The following is a 17,864-nucleotide window of genomic DNA, read 5'->3' on the forward strand; positions in this document are numbered from 1 at the left end:
TCGAAGGGATTGTGTATAAATGAAACTGGCAGTCATCGGAGCAATGGAAGAAGAAGTTACGATTTTAAGAAGCAAACTGAAAGACGCAAAACAAGAAATGATCGCTCACTGTGAGTTTACGACGGGAAGCTATGAAGGCGTCGAAGTTATCTTGCTGAAATCAGGCATCGGAAAAGTCAACGCGGCGATCAGCACGACGCTTCTGCTTGACCGTTTCAAACCTGATTATGTGATTAACACAGGCTCAGCGGGCGGATTTCATCATACATTGAATGTAGGAGACGTCGTCATCTCAACAGATGTCCGCCATCATGACGTGGACGTGACGGCGTTTGACTATGAATACGGACAGGTGCCGGGTCTTCCGGCAGCATACAAGGCTGATGAAAAGCTGATCAGCATTACCGAGGAAGCGGTTTCTGAACTGAACGGCATTCAAGTCGCAAAAGGCACAATCGCTACTGGAGATTCTTTTATGAATGATCCGAAGCGGGTTGAAGACGTACGCGCCAAGTTTGCGGATTTGTACGCGGTTGAGATGGAAGCTGCAGCTGTCGCACAGGTGTGCCACCAGTTCAAAACGCCTTTTGTTGTCATCAGAGCTCTATCTGATATTGCCGGAAAAGAATCTGACGTTTCATTTGATAAATTTTTAGAACAGGCAGCCGTTCATTCAACTGAGCTTGTCCTGAATGTCATCAAACGAATTCACTAAGCGGGGGATTCTCGTTCTCCTCCGCTTTCAGGGGGAGGACACCATATTGAACGTGATAACAGATATTACAGAACTGATCGGACATACACCGCTGCTCCGTCTCAAGCATTTTGATATACCGGAGGGAACAGCGGTTTATGCTAAGCTTGAGATGATGAATCCGGGCGGCAGCATTAAAGACAGGCTGGGCGAGATGCTCATTGAAGATGCGCTTCACACGGGCAAGGTGAAACCGGGCGGCGTTATCATTGAAGCGACAGCCGGGAACACCGGAATCGGACTCGCTCTGTGCGCCAGAAAGCACCGGCTTCGCGCCGTTTTTTGCGTCCCGGAGCATTTCAGCAGAGAAAAGCAGCAGATTATGAAAGCGCTCGGAGCGGAGATTGTGCATACGCCGAGAGAAGAAGGCATGCAGGGAGCCATCCGAAAAGCGCTTGAGCTGGAGAGAGAGATTAATAATTCTTATGCCGTTCTGCAATTTAAAAACCGAGTAAATCCATTGACTTACTATAAAACACTCGGTCCCGAAATTTGGAAAGCGCTCGGCGGCAATATCCACACCTTTGTCGCCGGAGCGGGTTCCGGCGGGACTTTTGCCGGCACGGCAGCTTATCTAAAAGAAAAAAATCCTGCCGTCAAAACGGTGATCGTTGAACCGGAAGGCTCCATCCTGAACGGCGGAGAACCGCATGCCCATAAAACGGAAGGCATCGGTATGGAGTTTATCCCGGATTATATGGACGAGAGCCATTTTGACGCCATTTACACGGTGGAAGACGATAAGGCGTTTTCGTTTGTCAGAGAAGCGGCCGAGAAAGAAGGCCTTTTAATCGGAAGCTCATCAGGGGCGGCTCTATATGCGGCGCTGGAAGAAGCGAAAAAAGCGCCCGCCGGCTCAAATATCGTCACCATTTTCCCAGATGGCAGCGATCGTTATATAAGCAAAAACATTTTCCAAGGAGGTCAGTAAGATGAAGAAAAAAACGCTGATGGTGCACGGAGGAATTACGGGAGATGAAAAGACCGGAGCGGTTTCCGTACCGATTTATCAAGTAAGCACGTACCAGCAGCCGAAAGCGGGCGAGCACACGGGCTATGAATATTCAAGAACGGCCAATCCGACGCGGACGGCTCTTGAAAGTTTAATTACGGAGCTTGAAGGCGGCGCGGCGGGATATGCATTCGGTTCTGGTATGGCTGCGATTACAGCCGTCATGATGCTGTTTGACAGCGGCGATCATGTTATTTTGACGGATGATGTATACGGCGGCACTTACCGGGTGATGACAGGTGTGCTGAACCGCTTCGGCATTGAAGCGGACTTTGTCGATACGAGCAGCAAAGAAAAAGTCCAAAAAGCCATCCGTCCGAATACGAAAGCGATTTATATCGAAACGCCGACAAACCCGCTTTTGAAAGTGACTGACCTCAAACTGATGTCTGACATCGCAAAAGAAGCGGGCGTATTGCTTATCGTCGATAATACGTTTTACACGCCGTATTTCCAGCAGCCGCTCAGCTTCGGCGCTGACATCGTGCTGCACAGCGCGACAAAATATCTCGGCGGCCACAGCGATGTCGTCGGCGGCTTAGTCGTGACGGCTGATAAAGAGCTCGGTGAAAAGCTTCATTACGTGCAAAACTCAACAGGCGGCGTTTTAGGACCGCAGGATTCATGGCTTTTAATGAGAGGCATTAAAACACTGGGACTCAGAATGGATGCCATCAATCACAGCGCCGGAAAAATCGCCGAGCTGCTTGAATCGCATGATGCCGTTCAGACGCTCTACTATCCGGGATCAGCGAAACACCCGGGCCATGAGCTGACAAAAGCGCAAAGCTCCGGTTTCGGCGGAATGATTTCCTTTGATATCGGCAGCAGCGAACGCGTCGACGCATTTTTAGAAAAATTGAACCTGTTTACGATCGCGGAAAGCTTAGGAGCGGTTGAAAGCTTAATCTCCGTGCCGTCCAGAATGACGCATGCTTCAATCCCGCGCGACCGCCGGCTTGCACTTGGCATAACAGACGGGCTCGTCCGGATCTCAGTCGGTATTGAGGATACTGAGGATTTAACGGCGGATGTGAAACAGGCGCTTGATTCACTTTTATAAAGATTGGATAGATTTACATTCTCTGTCGGCTGCCAGCTTATATTATAATGTTGTTAGACTATAAAACTGGCAGGTGACCTTATATGGAGAACAAAAGACTGAAATCATTAATAGAAGATTTTAAGCATTACGCATTTATTCTGCTTGCAGTCAGCACCTTCATTTATATCGGCGCGGTTCTTCCCGGACAAGGGCTGACGGCGGGCCAGAAAATGCTGATGTTTGTAACGGATTGTGTATTTTTAGCGGGCGCTTATTTCTGCGTTGACCGTTCACTTATTTATAAAAAGAGGCTGGAAGAAGCCGAGGAATAAAAAAAAGCCATTGTCAAAAGACAATGGCTTTTTCGTTGCTTACTCAGACGGCGTTTCTCGTAATTCTTTTCCCATTCCTTTTAAAAACTGCAGGCCGAAGCCGAGCGCGCGGTTAATATCGGGATCACCGGCGGCTTTCATCAGTTCAAACATACTGACTTTCCGGTCTTCTTTTAAAAAGCTTTGCGCCTGATCCGTTCCGGCCATGACGCTCTCTAAAAGTCTGCCCATAAATTCAGGATCAGCTTTTGACAGCGCGCCTCCCGCTGCCATCATCGTATTCAGGAGATTTGTGACAGGTTCCCGGGAAATCTGTCCGAGCGCGATTTTGGCAATTTCCTCTTTCGCCTGGAGCATATAGCCGGCGGCATCAAAAATGCCCAAGCCATTCAGCTCCGCCATAATAGACATCGTTTTCGCGACGGCTTCTTCATTTTCTGCGAGAAGTGTTTTCAGTTCTTCCAGCTTTTCTGCTTTCAGCTGTTCCTCCGTTTTTGTTTCTTTTTGAATTTCAGTAATTGGGCTTGCCATAATGCTTCCTCCTTTCCTTAATCCGTTAAGTGCACATAGCCCGGACGGTTCCATTTTCGCTGAGCTTCCACACCATTTTGCGGATGACGTTTTTTGTTCCGCGGATTCGTTTTCGGAAGCGGCGGAGTATCACAGGAACCGAGCACTTCCATGCGGACTTTTGTCTGCTTATAGGCAGGCGTATGTGTCCGTGAATCATACGCTGGCCCGGTCAGGAAATTAATCGCCGAATCTTTATCTGTAGAGTTCATCGGCAGATAAAGCTCATTTGCGCGGACGCGGTCTGTTACAAGCGCGTTCAATTTAACTGCTCCAAAAGGAGAGACGAGGCGGATCATTGTTCCGTCGCAAATTCCGCGTTCAGCCGCGAGCTCCGGCGATACTTCAACAAATACTCCCGGCACTTTAGACTGAATGCCTTTCGATTTGTTAGTCATATTTCCTTCGTGGAAATGTTCAAGCATCCGCCCGTTATTAATGTGCAAGTCATATTCTTCAGGGAATACGGCAGGCTCCACCCAATCGCTAAGGGCAAAACGGGCTTTTTTGTCAGGGAAGTTAAAGCCGTCTTCATAAAGAAGCGGAGTGCTTTCTCCCGTAAAGCTTCCCCACAGGAAGCTGTTCCAGCCGGTAAGTACGTCATAGCTGGCTTTTCCGAACAGCGGAGAAAGGCTCGCCATTTCTGAGAAAATATCGCTTGGATGCGTGTAATTCCAATCAGCGCCTAAACGGTTGGCGACTTCCTGAATAATCCACCAGTCCGGTTTTGCATCACCAAGCGTCGGAAGCGCCTGATACAATCTTTGCACACGCCGCTCTGTATTTGTAAATGTTCCGTCTTTTTCAAGAGAAGGAACCGCAGGCAGGATGACATCCGCGTATTGCGCCGTTCTTGAAAGGAAAATATCCTGCACAACAAAGAAATCAAGGCTGGATAAAATGTCATGAACATGGTTGGCGTTTGAATCGACGAGCGCCATGTCTTCACCGACAAGATACATCGCCTTCATCTTTCCTTCTTCAATCGCATGGAGCATTTCAATATTATCAAGACCCGGCTTGCCGTCAATCTCGACACCGTAAGCTTTTTCGAATTTAGCACGGGCCGCATCATCGGTAATATGCTGATATCCCGGAAGCCAGCCCGGGAGAGTTCCCATATCGCAAGCGCCTTGAACGTTGTTATGTCCCCGCAGCGGATAAGCTCCGGCACCCGGGCGGCGGTAGTTCCCTGTGGCAAGCAGCAGATTGGAAATCGCCGCTGATGTATCAGAGCCGCCTGTATTTTGAGTAACGCCCATGCCCCAAAGAACACAAGTGCCGTCTGCATCACGAATCATTTCGGCAATGCGGATGATCGTATCCTGAGAAAGTCCGGTGATGCGCTCCGCATATTCTAATGTATACTTTTTCAGCGTTTCTTTATAATCTTCAAAGTAGTTGACATTCTCATCAATAAACGCTTGATCGTGCCAGCCCTGGTCAATCATATATTTCGTCACTGCCATGAGCCATACTTGGTCAGTCCCTTGTTTCGGGCTGATAAAGAGGTCGGACCGTTCAGCCATTTCATTTCTGCGCAGATCGGCAACAATTAATTTTTGTCCGTGCAGTTTATGCGCGCGTTTCACGCGTGTGGCCAGAACGGGATGTCCTTCCGCCGGATTGGCGCCGACGATGAGCACGAGGCCCGCTTTTGCAATATCTTTAATTGTGCCGGCGTCTCCGCCCATACCGACGGTGCGGAATAAGCCGTCCGTTGCCGGTGACTGGCAGTAGCGTGAGCAGTTATCCACGTTGTTGGTTTCAAATACTTGGCGCGCTAATTTTTGGATGACGTAGTTGTCTTCATTCGTAATTTTAGAAGAAGAAATAAAACCGACAGAACCGCTGCCGTGCTCCGCCTTGATCGAACCGAGTCTTGAAGCGACAAGATCAAGGGCTTCTTCCCATGACGATTCAACAAATGCGCCGTTTTTCCGGATGAGCGGTTTTGTAATCCGTTCTTCCGAATTCACGAAGTCCCAGCCGAATTTCCCTTTGACACAAGTGGAAATCGCATTAACCGGAGCATCGGAAACAGGCTGAATTTTCAGGATGTCACGTCCTTTTGTCCATACTTCAAAAGAGCAGCCGACACCGCAGAACGTGCAGACTGTTTTTGTTTTTTTCGTCCGTTTATCGCGCATAGCCGCTTCCACTTCTGACACGGCGAAGATGCTTGTATAGTCGGGTTCCACATTTTTGACTAAATCAATCATCGGCTCCATGACATCTTCTTTGATGCCGGTCATAAATCCGGCCTGGCCAAGCATTGATTTTTCCATCAGTGCGTTACAAGGGCAGACAGTGACACACTGGCCGCAGCTGACACAGGAAGATTCATTAATGGCGACGCCTTCGTCCCAAATGACCCGCGGGCGGTCGCGCTCCCAATCAATGGAAAGGGTCTCATTCACCTGAAGGTTTTGGCACACTTCCACACATTGGCCGCAGGCGATACATTGATTCGGATCATAGCGGTAAAACGGGTGAGACATATCCACCGCGCACTTTGAATCGTCTTTCGGCGTATACGGATATTTCTGGTGCTCAATTCCCATCATTTCCGCTGTATTATGCAGCGTGCAGTTTCCGTTGTTGTTATCGCATACTGTGCAGTAAAGCAGATGATTCTCGAGCAGGCGGTCCATGGCCTCTGTCTGAGCCTCTTTTACCCTTCCCGACGTAAGCGAGATTGACATTCCATTTTCTGCTGCAGTGGAACAAGAGCGCTGCAATTTTCCGTTTACTTCAACAATACAGGTGTCGCATGTTTGAATCGGATCCACTTCCGGTACATGGCATATTTGCGGAATCTCAATTCCGTTTTGATTTAAAATATCTAAAATTTTAGTCCCCTCTGGTGCTTCATACTCCGTGCCGTCGATTGTGACACGGATAGACTGAACGTCTGTCACTTCCAATTCCCCTCCATCTTTTAAAATCGAAAAAAGCCATGCACATAGATACCGGCCTCCTGTCCGGAGATCGATATAAATACGCATGGCGGAATAGTTCACTAGCAAGTCTTACTAACAGACCAATCCTATCTGTATAAAACGATAGACTCATAACACGTTTCCTATTACGAATCCATCTTCACTGCTTTTATTATAAGGTGATATTTATTATAATACAATACGAAAGGAAAACTTTAACCAGGTGAAATGCTGCAAAGGGGAACCGGGAATGTCTTTCATCGGCTGAAATCGGAGGGGACAATATGTCTAAAAAAATTCATGAATTTAACGATATTATCCGGAAATTGCGCAAAGAATTATTTGGAAAAGGGCCGGAACGAATTCACACCGTTTTTGTGGATAACATGGCGGTATCTACGCTTTACGGCAATTTAAGCGCAAGTGAGCAGTTTATCGCACGCACCCCTGAAGGAAGGGAAATGGTTCACGCGGCGCGGACCAGCTTAATTCAGGAGCTGTATTCCAAACAAACGCCTGAAGGAATGGAAGAGCTCATCGGGGCAAAACTCGTGCATCTGTTTTCAGACATCAAGATCGAAGAGAATATTGCGGTGTCTGTATTTGTATTTGACCGAACAATTGAAGAGCGCCGTGAAGAAATCAAAAGCTGAAAAAATTCAATTGACACGAAATTGTCACATTTGATATGATATGAACTGCCAGCAGTGGCTTAAGGACGATTTTTTATGGAATGTGTGCATGAGCTGTACATGTTCTATAGCTAACATTTTCATTCTGCTTGATATTGTTGTATGGGTATGCATACAAGTTAGGCAGCATTCACACCCGTTTCAGACGGGCTGTTTGAATGCTGCCTTTTTTATTAAGTTCCTTTTGAAAACTGCCGGATGAATTGATAATGGAGGGGTTTAATGATGGCTTTTCGTAAACCGGACGAAATAGCGGAGCTTGCGGTCGAATCAGGGGTAAAAAAGGTGCAATCACCGCTTTCAGCACTGATCGTATTAGGATTTTTAGGAGGAGCGTTTATCGCACTCGGTTATTTGCTTGATATCCGTGTTATCGGAGATCTTCCGAAAGAATGGGGCAGCCTGTCAAGTTTGATCGGCGCGGCTGTGTTTCCCGTCGGACTGGTGCTTGTCGTTCTTGCCGGCGCGGAGCTGATTACGGGAAATATGATGTCAGTATCCATGGCGCTGTTTTCCAGAAGAATATCCGCCGGTTCTTTAGTGAAAAATTGGATGATCGTGACGTTAATGAATCTTGTCGGCGCGCTGTTTGTCGCTTACTTTTTCGGACATGTTGTCGGATTAACTGAAACGGGGCCGTATTTGGAAAAAACGATTGCGGTCGCACAAGGCAAATTGGATATGCCGTTTGGAAAAGTCATTGTGTCGGCGATCGGCTGCAACTGGCTTGTCTGTTTAGCCGTCTGGCTTTCTTTCGGGGCAGAAGACGGAGCCGGTAAAATCGCGGGTATATGGTTTCCGATTATGGCGTTTGTCGCAATCGGTTTTCAGCACGTTGTCGCCAATATGTTTATCATCCCGGCTGCGATTTTTGCAGGCTCTTTTTCATGGGGGGATCTGATTCTTAATCTCATTCCGGCTTTTATCGGGAATGTGATCGGCGGCGCAGTGTTTGTCGGCCTTATTTATTTTATTGCATATTCAAAAAAGGAACAGAATAAACAAGGGATGAAAAGAGTTTCCTGAGGTAAGAAAGATGCCGGAAAACATGGACAATTGAAGCGGAATTCCAGCACATTTTCCGTCCAAATCTTGAAAATAATGTTTACAAATTGGAAGACGGTGGATATACTTACAAAGTAAGAAAAAAAGCAAAGGGAGGTTGAGTCACATGACAACGTTAAACGGCAAGCAAAACCGAAAATTGAACCGATTCAGCCTGTGGAAGAGTTCGTGTCCTTCCTTAACCTCTGCCTGTCAAGCACGTTAATTTCGGAGTATCAGGACATTCGCAGCTCCCCGCAGGGAAAGAAGCACCTGCTTCTTTTGTCTGCGGATTTTGTCTGCCCGCAGCGCATATGAAGTTTGCTGCGGGTTATTTTCGCCTGTGCGGATATTGAAAGGGGGTGAGCGATAATGACCATTAATCTCTTCTTTTTGACACTGACCATTTCAAAGCGTTTTAAAAGTGCTGAAGAATATGAACGAGAACAGCAGGTCGAAGAGTTTTACAATGAAGCGAAAGAACGCCAGATGAAACATTTTTATATGAACTGAGTGAACAAAAAGAGCCAAAATGGGGAAGAAGGAGGAGATCATCATGTTCAGAATTGAACTGCTGAATCATTACACAATGGAGAAGGACCAGGTTTAGCTGGAATTTTGCTGTCACCGCGCAGACGGCCTGCATACCATGGTAAAGAAAGATAAATCGGTAAGCGGGTGATAGCATGCAGAGCGGACAGAACAAAATTCCATCTATCGGACACGGGTATGCGTCAATGCCCCATTCATTTAAACACGGCTACGGCAACCCGTATCGCCGTCAGAGAATGGCGGCGCTTTCCCGGCAGACAAGATATATAACACCGTATTATTGGTACTAGAGCAGGCGGAAAACCTATGTTTTCCGTCTTTTTTTATGAAAACTGATATAAATTTCAATTAAATCGAAACATTTATGAAGAGAAGTGCGTCTAATTAGCACCTCGTACTAATAGGAGGTAATATTATTTCTGAATAATAAATCTCAGAAATAGAAAAGCGGGTGTTATACAATGTTGCAACATACATCTTCAGCATTAAAACGAATGCGCGCGAAATACTTTGCTACATCAGAACCGGCACAACCAGTCATTCGGCAAATTATGATGGATATACAGGAATACGACCGCATTCTGGAAATTGGAACCGGAAACGGCTCAATGTTTAAACAAATCATCGGACAGCTTGAAAAGGGCAGTCTTAAAAGTATAGAAACATCAAAACGTAAAATACGGAAAACACAGCGCGCAAACCGTTCGGCCATAAAAGCCGGACTCGGAAACATTCAGCATGGGCGGCCTGAAAGCATTCCGTTCGACGACCGCAGCTTTCATAAAGTCTTCTCGTTACATACTGCTGAAACGGTCAGCGATTACCGGACAGCATGTAAAGAAGTGTACCGCGTGCTTCAAATTGACGGGTCCTTTTATATGGTTTTGAAGCCTTCACGAATGAGCGAAAATGATGTAATTCAGGTGCTGCGTGATCAGCATTTCAGAGACATTTCAGTAGTCAGCAGAGATGCATTCCATTTTATTACTGCCATTAAATAGAATATTTCTTGGGAAATAAAAGAGCTGCTTAAGTCATGGCAGCTCTTTTTTATAATTTGGGCATATTTCCTTATTTTTGGCTATTTCACACATGTTTTATATTAAAAAAAGTTTTTTTCTTATACAATAATGATCAGATGACCGTACATTAAAAATTTTGAACAAACGGAATGAATATTCATTCCGTATTTAAAAGGGGGATTAGATGACAGCTTCAAACAAAGTTGAACTCATTATGAAAGCGTCGCTTACTTTGTTTACAGAGAGAGGATTTGACGCAACGACGATCCCGATGATTGCCGCTCAGGCGGATGTCGGAACCGGCACAATTTACCGTTACTTTGACAGTAAAGAAACGCTTGTTAATGTGCTGTATCAGGAAAGTGCGCAGCGTTTTATGAAAAAAGTCAAAACTGATTTTTCGAAAATATCTGTAAGAGAAGGGTTCCATCACCTTTTTTATTGCCTGATTGATTTTACAAAGGAAAGCGAGTATGCATTGTTTTTTCTTGAAACGAATAAGGACGCCTACTTTCTGAATGAAACGAGCCGTAAGCTTCTTGATGAAATCACACAGATGCTTGACGTCTTTTTTCAGCGCGGCAAGTCTGAAGGCGTGCTCCGGAATCTGCCGTCCGATGTGCTGATGGCGATTTTGCTGGGGGCATATCTCAAACTCTATCAGCTTGTCCGGACGGGAAGCGTTGAAATCACAAAACCGTTTCTGAAAGAATTGGAGCAATGTTCTTGGGACGCCATCCGAACTCATTAATTATTCGCCGAAGGAAGGAAGATCGATATGAAACAGCTAAACGCTATACCGCAGCCGAAAACATACGGACCACTGAAAAATCTCCCTCACTTGGAAAAAGAAAAACTTTCACAATCGCTTTGGAAAATTGCCGAAGAATACGGCCCGATCTTTCGTTTTGAATTTCCGAGCTCTGTCGGGGTTTTTGTATCAGGCCGTGAACTTGCGGCAGAAGTCTGTGATGAAAAGCGATTTGACAAAAACCTCAGCAAAGCCTTGCTCAAAGTCCGTGAATTTGGCGGTGACGGATTATTTACGAGCTGGACAAACGAAAAGAATTGGCAGAAAGCGCATCGGATTTTACTGCCGAGTTTCAGCCAGAAAGCAATGAAAGGCTATCACTCAATGATGCTTGATATTGCCATGCAGCTCGTGCAGAAGTGGAGCAGATTAAATCCGAACGAAGAAATTGACGTCGCTGAAGATATGACGCGCCTGACGCTGGATACAATCGGTCTGTGCGGATTTCATTACCGCTTTAACAGCTTTTACCGCGATACACAGCACCCTTTTATCACGAGCATGCTTCGTGCGCTGCAGGAGGCAATGCGCCAATCACAAAGACACAGCCTGCAGGACAAGCTGATGATCAAAACGAGGCATCAGTTCCAGCAGGATATTGAAGTGATGAATGAACTCGTAGACCGGATTATTGCTGAGCGGAGGGAAAATCCGGATGAGAATCTGTCTGACCTTTTATCATTGATGCTTGAAGCGAAAGATCCTGTAACGGGTGAAAGGCTGGATGATGAAAATATCCGCTATCAAATCATTACTTTTTTGATCGCTGGGCATGAAACCACAAGCGGACTGCTTTCATTCGCGATTTACTGCCTGCTGAAAAATAAAGATAAATTGGAAAAAGCCGTTGAGGAAGCTGAACGGGTGCTGACCGGAGAGACACCTGAATATAAGCAGATTCAGCAGCTGACATATATCCGCATGGTGTTAAACGAAACATTGCGGCTTTATCCGACTGCCCCGGCATTTTCCCTGTACGCGAAGGAAGATACCGTTCTCGGCGGAAAATATCCGATTGAGAAAGGACAGCCGGTGACGATTCTGACTCCGCAGCTGCACCGGGATAAAAGCGCGTGGGGAGAAGATGCCGAGTTATTCCGCCCCGAAAGGTTCAGTGATCCCGCGGCAATTCCGGCCGATGCGTATAAGCCGTTCGGAAACGGACAGCGCGCATGCATCGGGATGCAGTTTGCCCTTCAGGAAGCGACAATGGTGCTCGGGCTTGTCCTTAAACACTTTGAACTGATTGATCACACGGATTATGAGCTTACGATTAAAGAAGCTTTAACCATTAAGCCCGGTGATTTTAAAATCCGTGTGAAAAACAAGGACGTGTCCAATCAGCAGCCCGCACAGAACCATAAAGCTGAAAACAGCGGTCACAAAGAAGAAACGGAAGAAATACCGTCTCACGGAATTCCGCTTCTCATTCTTTACGGATCAAATTTAGGAACTGCGGAAGGAATCGCGGAAGAGCTGGCTGACATCGGCAGAAGCAAAGGTTTTTCAACTGAAACCGGCCCGCTCGATGATTATGCCGGGAAATTGCCTGTAAATGGCGCTGTCGTTATTGTTACGGCTTCTTACAACGGAGCGCCGCCTGATAATGCGGCGGGTTTTGTGAAATGGATGGAAACCCTTGAAGACCAGGAATTAAAGGGTGTTTCTTACGCCGTCTTCGGCTGCGGAGACCGCAACTGGGCCTCCACTTACCAGAGGATCCCACGCCTTATAGACAAAGTGCTTGAAGAAAAAGGGGCAGCACGGCTGACCTCTCTCGGAGAGGGCGACAATGCCGATGATTTTGAGTACAGTCAGGAAGCTTGGGAAGACTCATTCTGGCAGGACATCATCAAGGCTTTTCATATAGAAGCCGCTCCAAAACAGCAGAATAAATCACAGTTATCAATAGAATATGTAAGTGAAGCAGCTGAAACGCCGATTGCCAAAACGTATAAAGCATTTGAGGCGGAAGTGATTACAAACAAAGAGCTTCATACCGAAAGCAGCAAGCGCTCAGTCCGGCATATTGAGCTGCGTCTTCCGGAAACAGAAACTTATCAGGAAGGAGACCATCTTGGGGTGCTTCCGCAAAACAGCGGGAAACTGATCAGCCGTGTTATTCGCCGGTTCGGTCTTGATCCGAATCAGCCTTTTAAGATCAAGGGACGGCAGTTGCCTCATCTCCCAATGGACCGGGCAGTTAATGCGCCGGAGATTTTGGCGTCATATGTAGAGCTGCAGGAACCGGCAACGAGAGCCCAGCTTCGCGAACTCGCGGCTCATACCGTATGCCCGCCGCACCAAAAAGAATTGGAGCATCTTTATTCTGATGACGCGGCATATAAAGAAAACGTGCTGAAAAAACGAATGACCATGCTGGATCTGCTTGAAGAATATCCGGCTTGTGAACTGCCGTTTGCACGCTTTTTAGAACTTCTGCCGTCATTGAAGGCGCGCTATTATTCAATCTCAAGCTCACCGAAGGCAAAAAGCGGAGAGCTCAGTATCACAGTCGGCGTTGTGACGGCTCCGGCGTGGAGCGGCCGTGGAGAATACCGGGGCGTGGCTTCGAACTATTTAGCCGGATTACAGAATGGCGATCATGCCGTATGTTTCATCCGCTCACCGCAGTCCGGTTTTTCACTGCCTGAAAATACGAAAACACCTCTCATTATGGTCGGGGCGGGCACCGGAATTGCGCCGTTCAGGGGGTTTATCCAGGCGCGGGCTGCCGAAAAAATGTCCGGTCACAGCCTGGGCGAAGCTCATTTATACTTCGGCTGCAGGCATCCTGAAGAAGACGACCTGTACAAAGATGAATTCGACCAGGCGGAGAAAAACGGCCTTGTGACCGTGCATCGGGCGTATTCCAGGTTAGATCAGGATTGTAAAGTATATGTACAGGATGTCCTGCTTCGCGAGGCTGCACAGATTATTGCGCTTCTTGACCAAGGCGGCCATCTCTATATATGCGGTGACGGAAGCAAAATGGCTCCGGCTGTGGAAAACGTACTGCTTCAGGCGTATGAAAAGGTGCATAACACTGATTCAAAAGTTTCCTTGAATTGGCTTGAACAGCTGCAAGCGGAAGGAAGATATGCGAAAGATGTTTGGACAGGTGTGTAACAGAAGCGTGAGGCAAATGAAGAATGTTATTTAATTGAAGAAAGCCGGCACGATATTTGAAATCTACTGAATCAAAAGGAATAGTTATAGGGAGTATCGTGCCGGCCTTATTTTTATTATCGGACAAAAGACACAAACCTTTAATGTTTTTATTGATTTATATGCAGGCGGCTATGTTTTCTTTTTTTGAATTCCGCCATAAATAAAATCGGATAAGACAATACCAGCAAAGCCGAAATAAAAGAAATGATGCCGATCCAATGAAAATGCGTCCAAAAGAAACCGCCGCAAGACCCAGCCGCACTTGAACCGATATAATATGCAAGCAGATATAATGAAGAAGCTTGCGCGCGATGATCACCGGCTGCCCGGCCGACCCAGGCGCTTGCGATTGAATGTGCGCCGAAGAAGCCGAAGGTAAACAAGGCAATGCCTGCAATTTTAAGGGCAAGCTGGGGCAAAAGTGTCACCGCTGCACCGGCCAGCATAATCAAAATCGCAATCTTAATCATTTTTGAGCTTCCGAAAAGGTCCGCTTTTTTCCCCATATAGACAGAGCTGAACGTTCCCGCGAGATAGACGATGAAAATAAAGCCGATCACAGTCTGCGACAAATGATAAGGAGCAGCCATTAGATGAAAACCGATATAGTTATATAAAGTGACAAAACTCCCCATTAATATAAACCCCAGAGAAATTAATAAAAGCAGCCGCTTGCGGTGTATGACCGCTCCATATTCTTTAAATGCCGCTTTTACGCCAGCATGCCGCTGAGATGAGTGGCGCGGAGCCGGAAGAAAACGCCAAAACAAATAGCTTAATATTATAGAAAGAATACCGATGATGGCAAGCGCCGGCCGCCAGCCGAATAAATCGGTCAGAAGCCCAGTTAACAGCCTCCCGCTCATTCCCCCGATGCTTGTGCCGCTGATATACAGGCCCATCATTTTCCCGAGGCCCTTCGGATCAAACTCCTCGCCTACATATGTCATAGCGACAGCCGGAACGCCTGCCAAAAAAATACCGAGCAGACCTCTCATCGCCAAAAGCGCCGGAAAAGCCGGACTGAACGCTGTTAATAGACCTAAAACAGAAGTGGCGGTTAGCGACAGCACCATCAATTTTTTTCTTCCGAATCCGTCAGATAACGAAGCGGCTGCCAATAATGAAAATGCCAAAACGGCTGTTGAGATGGATAAAGTTAAGCTGGCGGCCGCAGCGGAAATATGAAACTCTTCCGAAAACAAAGGCAAAAGCGGCTGTGTCGTGTAAAGCGTGGCAAATGTCACAAATCCGCTGATAAACAGAGCCAAGCTGGCCTTTCTGTACGCCTTTGTATGAGGCTGAATAAACGTCATGAATGTCCCTCTTTTCTCACTGTTGCTTATATGTGTATCGTACGCTTTTCATTTCAATGTGTCTAATTTATAATAACTATGGAATTAATGCGTGTAGGTTATGAAGGAAGGAGAGAAGCCGAAAATGAACTTTCATCATCAAATTGACAGCTTCATTGCAGCGGCTAAAATAGATCATATAAAACAGAAAGAAATACAGGTAACGGAGGAGCGTCATGGCAAAAAAAACAGTTAAAACAAATGCCGTCCGTATCATTGAACAGCAAAACATTTCCTATGAGCTATTAAGTTACAAAACAGATGGGGGACAGCCTGCAGACGGCCTTTCCGTTTCGGAGAAAATCGGATATCCCGCCGAAAATGTCTATAAAACGCTAGTAACATCGGCAGGAACAGAGCGTTATTACGTTTTTGTTGTTCCCGTTGCAAAGGAACTGAATCTGAAAAAGGCTGCAAAGGCAGCAGGTGAGAAGAAAGTAGAAATGATTGCCATGAAGGACCTTTTGAGAATCACCGGCTATATGCGCGGAGGCTGTTCTCCGATCGGCATGAAAAAATGGTTTCCGACTTTTATTGATAAATCCGCCGAAACACTGGAGTTTATGATTGTCAGTGCGGGGAAAATCGGATTGCAGGTGAAACTAGCGCCTCAAGATTTAGCCGCAGCAAGCCGGGCATCCTTTACAGACATTGTATAAATGTCCAATGAATCGAACGAAATACACGTTTCAAGGGAGAATGATATGAGAAAAAGATACGAAAACTTGAATGGCGTGAAGAATGAACATGGATTCAGGGACATGTGGAAATGGATGAAGGAACGAAGAGAGAAAAGTAAAGACTTAAGTGAGAACATTCCGAAAGCGGCCGGCAGGGATGTTCATGATGTTGCCGTCAATCGGACAAAAACGGCCATTACATGGATCGGCCATTCTTCATTTCTGATCCAAATACAAGGGCTTAACATGATCACCGACCCTGTATGGGCGCGGCGGATGGGCTTTCAAAAACGGCTGACAGATCCCGGATACGAATTGAGCGAACTGCCTGAGATTGATGCCGTGCTCATTTCACACGGGCATTATGACCATCTTGATTTTCCGAGTATAAAAAAACTGAGAGGAAATCCGGATTTTTACGTGCCTGCGGGACTGAAAAAGCTGTTCATCAAAAAAGGCTGCAAAAAGGTGTTTGAAATGAATTGGTGGGATCGTTTTGAGATGCGGGGAGTGAACATATCATTTGTGCCTGCCCAGCACTGGACACGGAGAACGCTTTGGGATACCGATACCTCCCACTGGGGAGGCTGGGTCATAGAAAGCGAAAACGGTGAATCCATCTATTTTGCAGGAGATACAGGCTATTTTGAAGGCTTCAAAGAAATCGGAGAAAGGTTTCATATTAAGGCGGCTCTGATGCCGATAGGCGCGTACGAACCGGAATGGTTTATGAAAGTGTCACATATCAATCCGGAAGATGCCGTGAAAGCGTTTTTGGAGCTGAAGGCTGACAGCTTCATTCCCATGCATTACGGGGCATTCCGGCTTGCTGATGATACAGGCCCGGAAGCATTAAGCAGACTGCACAGCGAATGGGACCGACTTGCATTACCTCCGGAAAAACTGAAAGCATTAGCGCTCGGAGAGACATTTTGGCTGTAACGAATAGAGAAGAAGTCATTTCCGAGACGAAAAACCGCTGTTCGGCTGTTTATAGTTTCTGGTTCAGCTTAAGCTGTTTAACATATCGATTTTCCTGCCCCCCAGTTCTCTTGCTGGGGGTATTTTGCATGAGTGTTTATTCTCTCAGCTTGTATACTTCCCGTGCCATGGATTCAAGTATGTACATGGCGGGGATTTGGGTGGTGATATTCGCATTTTCAACCCATTCTTCCGTCACGTAATATGAAAGGTTTACATCGGACATTTTGGCGATGGTCGAGTGTTTATGGTTTGTAATACTGATGACCCGGCTGCCTTCTTGTTCCAGCTGATTCAGATGAGTGACCGTAGAGTGGCCTTCACCTGAAACCGACAGAGCGATTGTTATGCTGTTTTGGCGGAAATGGGAATGGACCGGAAAGTAAGGATCTTTAATGTACATGGAGAGTTTCCCTAAGCATGAAAAATATCTGGCCCCGTATTCGGCAAGAATTCCCGAACTTCCCACTCCGATAAAAATGACGCTTTCTGCATCGGCCGCAAGGGCTGCGGCTTTCTTCAGCTTTTCTTCCATCCCCCTGCTCATTGTCCTCTCAAAAAATTCGGCAACGGAATGATGGGGGCTCTTTACATTTGTTTTTTTATTTGCCTCCGCATGCATTTTCAGCTTGACCTTAAATTCCGAAAACCCTTCACAGTTTATTTTTTTGCAGAAACGTAAAATAGAAGCCGTAGATACGTGGGTTTCATCTGCCAGCTCACGGATCCGCATATAGACGACTTTCTCGCTGTTTTGAGAAATATAGTTGTATAAAGAAGTTTCAAGCTCGTTAAATGAAGCAATCATTTCGTGTGTGAACATGCAGGGGGATTCTCCTTTTCATGAGAATGGTGAATGTACATCTAATCGTAACATATCATTTTAAAAGAAACATAGCGT

Annotated in this window: 17 protein-coding genes; 13 read left to right on the top strand and 4 right to left on the bottom strand. The window is 46.4% G+C overall.

Translation table 11 applies throughout. The annotated features are described in order from the left end of the window. The first annotated feature begins 19 nt into the window (after nt 1-19). The 4 genes from mtnN to Y79_RS0117520 all read left to right on the top strand — a co-directional run bounded on the left by mtnN (nt 20) and on the right by Y79_RS0117520 (nt 3,143). On the top strand, nt 20-715 hold the full coding sequence (gene mtnN / locus Y79_RS0117505; RefSeq protein WP_003152774.1) for a 5'-methylthioadenosine/S-adenosylhomocysteine nucleosidase: 696 nt from the start codon (nt 20-22) through the stop codon (nt 713-715). Nucleotides 716-761: 46 nt separating this feature from the next. Next, on the top strand, nt 762-1,685 hold the full coding sequence (locus Y79_RS0117510; RefSeq protein WP_016938842.1) for an O-acetylserine dependent cystathionine beta-synthase: 924 nt from the start codon (nt 762-764) through the stop codon (nt 1,683-1,685). 1 nt (nt 1,686) lies between these two features. Next, nucleotides 1,687-2,829 (top strand): bifunctional cystathionine gamma-lyase/homocysteine desulfhydrase, encoded by a 1,143-nt coding sequence (locus tag Y79_RS0117515; RefSeq protein WP_016938843.1) that lies wholly within the window; start codon nt 1,687-1,689, stop codon nt 2,827-2,829. Nucleotides 2,830-2,912: 83 nt separating this feature from the next. Then, nucleotides 2,913-3,143, top strand: a complete 231-nt coding sequence (locus Y79_RS0117520) for a YrhC family protein (protein ID WP_016938844.1) — start codon at nt 2,913-2,915, stop codon at nt 3,141-3,143. A gap of 39 nt (nt 3,144-3,182) precedes the next feature. On the opposite strand, the gene Y79_RS0117525 is transcribed toward Y79_RS0117520, so the two are convergent. Continuing rightward, the gene (locus Y79_RS0117525; RefSeq protein ID WP_016938845.1) at nt 3,183-3,674 is read right to left on the bottom strand and encodes a helical membrane plugin domain-containing protein; all 492 of its coding nucleotides are present in this window, start codon (nt 3,672-3,674) and stop codon (nt 3,183-3,185) included. 17 nt (nt 3,675-3,691) lie between these two features. Next, nucleotides 3,692-6,634, bottom strand: coding sequence for a formate dehydrogenase subunit alpha (gene fdhF, locus Y79_RS0117530; RefSeq protein ID WP_155816758.1), 2,943 nt, complete (start codon nt 6,632-6,634; stop codon nt 3,692-3,694). A gap of 305 nt (nt 6,635-6,939) precedes the next feature. Here fdhF and Y79_RS0117535 point away from each other — a divergent pair, with 305 nt between their 5' ends. The 7 genes from Y79_RS0117535 to Y79_RS0117560 all read left to right on the top strand — a co-directional run bounded on the left by Y79_RS0117535 (nt 6,940) and on the right by Y79_RS0117560 (nt 13,905). Then, complete coding sequence (locus tag Y79_RS0117535; RefSeq protein WP_016938847.1) at nt 6,940-7,308, top strand: Na-translocating system protein MpsC family protein; 369 nt, start codon at nt 6,940-6,942, stop codon at nt 7,306-7,308. Between the two features lie 264 nt (nt 7,309-7,572). Beyond that, nucleotides 7,573-8,373 carry a formate/nitrite transporter family protein gene (locus tag Y79_RS0117540; protein WP_029575364.1) on the top strand — a complete coding sequence of 267 codons (801 nt, stop codon included), beginning with the start codon at nt 7,573-7,575 and terminating at the stop codon, nt 8,371-8,373. Nucleotides 8,374-8,763: 390 nt separating this feature from the next. Then, nucleotides 8,764-8,904 (top strand): YrzI family small protein, encoded by a 141-nt coding sequence (locus Y79_RS1000000121040; protein WP_016938849.1) that lies wholly within the window; start codon nt 8,764-8,766, stop codon nt 8,902-8,904. A gap of 173 nt (nt 8,905-9,077) precedes the next feature. Further along, the gene (locus Y79_RS1000000121575) at nt 9,078-9,233 is read left to right on the top strand and encodes a hypothetical protein (RefSeq protein ID WP_162829238.1); all 156 of its coding nucleotides are present in this window, start codon (nt 9,078-9,080) and stop codon (nt 9,231-9,233) included. Nucleotides 9,234-9,404: 171 nt separating this feature from the next. Further along, on the top strand, nt 9,405-9,944 hold the full coding sequence (locus Y79_RS0117550) for a class I SAM-dependent methyltransferase (RefSeq protein ID WP_016938850.1): 540 nt from the start codon (nt 9,405-9,407) through the stop codon (nt 9,942-9,944). A gap of 205 nt (nt 9,945-10,149) precedes the next feature. Further along, entirely contained in the window at nt 10,150-10,716 is a 567-nt protein-coding gene (locus tag Y79_RS0117555; RefSeq protein WP_016938851.1) for a TetR/AcrR family transcriptional regulator, read from the top strand. Between the two features lie 27 nt (nt 10,717-10,743). Further along, nucleotides 10,744-13,905 carry a bifunctional cytochrome P450/NADPH--P450 reductase gene (locus tag Y79_RS0117560; RefSeq protein WP_016938852.1) on the top strand — a complete coding sequence of 1,054 codons (3,162 nt, stop codon included), beginning with the start codon at nt 10,744-10,746 and terminating at the stop codon, nt 13,903-13,905. A 149-nt stretch (nt 13,906-14,054) separates the two neighbouring features. On the opposite strand, the gene Y79_RS0117565 is transcribed toward Y79_RS0117560, so the two are convergent. Continuing rightward, nucleotides 14,055-15,263: an MFS transporter gene (locus tag Y79_RS0117565; RefSeq protein ID WP_016938853.1), complete on the bottom strand. Its 1,209-nt coding sequence runs from the start codon at nt 15,261-15,263 to the stop codon at nt 14,055-14,057. Between the two features lie 215 nt (nt 15,264-15,478). Between Y79_RS0117565 and ybaK the strand changes: the two genes are divergently transcribed. After that, nucleotides 15,479-15,961: a Cys-tRNA(Pro) deacylase gene (gene ybaK, locus Y79_RS0117575; RefSeq protein WP_016938855.1), complete on the top strand. Its 483-nt coding sequence runs from the start codon at nt 15,479-15,481 to the stop codon at nt 15,959-15,961. 45 nt (nt 15,962-16,006) lie between these two features. Next, nucleotides 16,007-16,924: an MBL fold metallo-hydrolase gene (locus tag Y79_RS0117580; protein WP_016938856.1), complete on the top strand. Its 918-nt coding sequence runs from the start codon at nt 16,007-16,009 to the stop codon at nt 16,922-16,924. A gap of 136 nt (nt 16,925-17,060) precedes the next feature. On the opposite strand, the gene Y79_RS0117585 is transcribed toward Y79_RS0117580, so the two are convergent. Continuing rightward, entirely contained in the window at nt 17,061-17,786 is a 726-nt protein-coding gene (locus Y79_RS0117585; RefSeq protein WP_016938857.1) for a MurR/RpiR family transcriptional regulator, read from the bottom strand. Nucleotides 17,787-17,864 lie beyond the last annotated feature (78 nt).

Origin of the sequence: Bacillus siamensis KCTC 13613, from assembly GCF_000262045.1 — a bacterium.
Lineage (GTDB): Bacteria > Bacillota > Bacilli > Bacillales > Bacillaceae > Bacillus > Bacillus siamensis.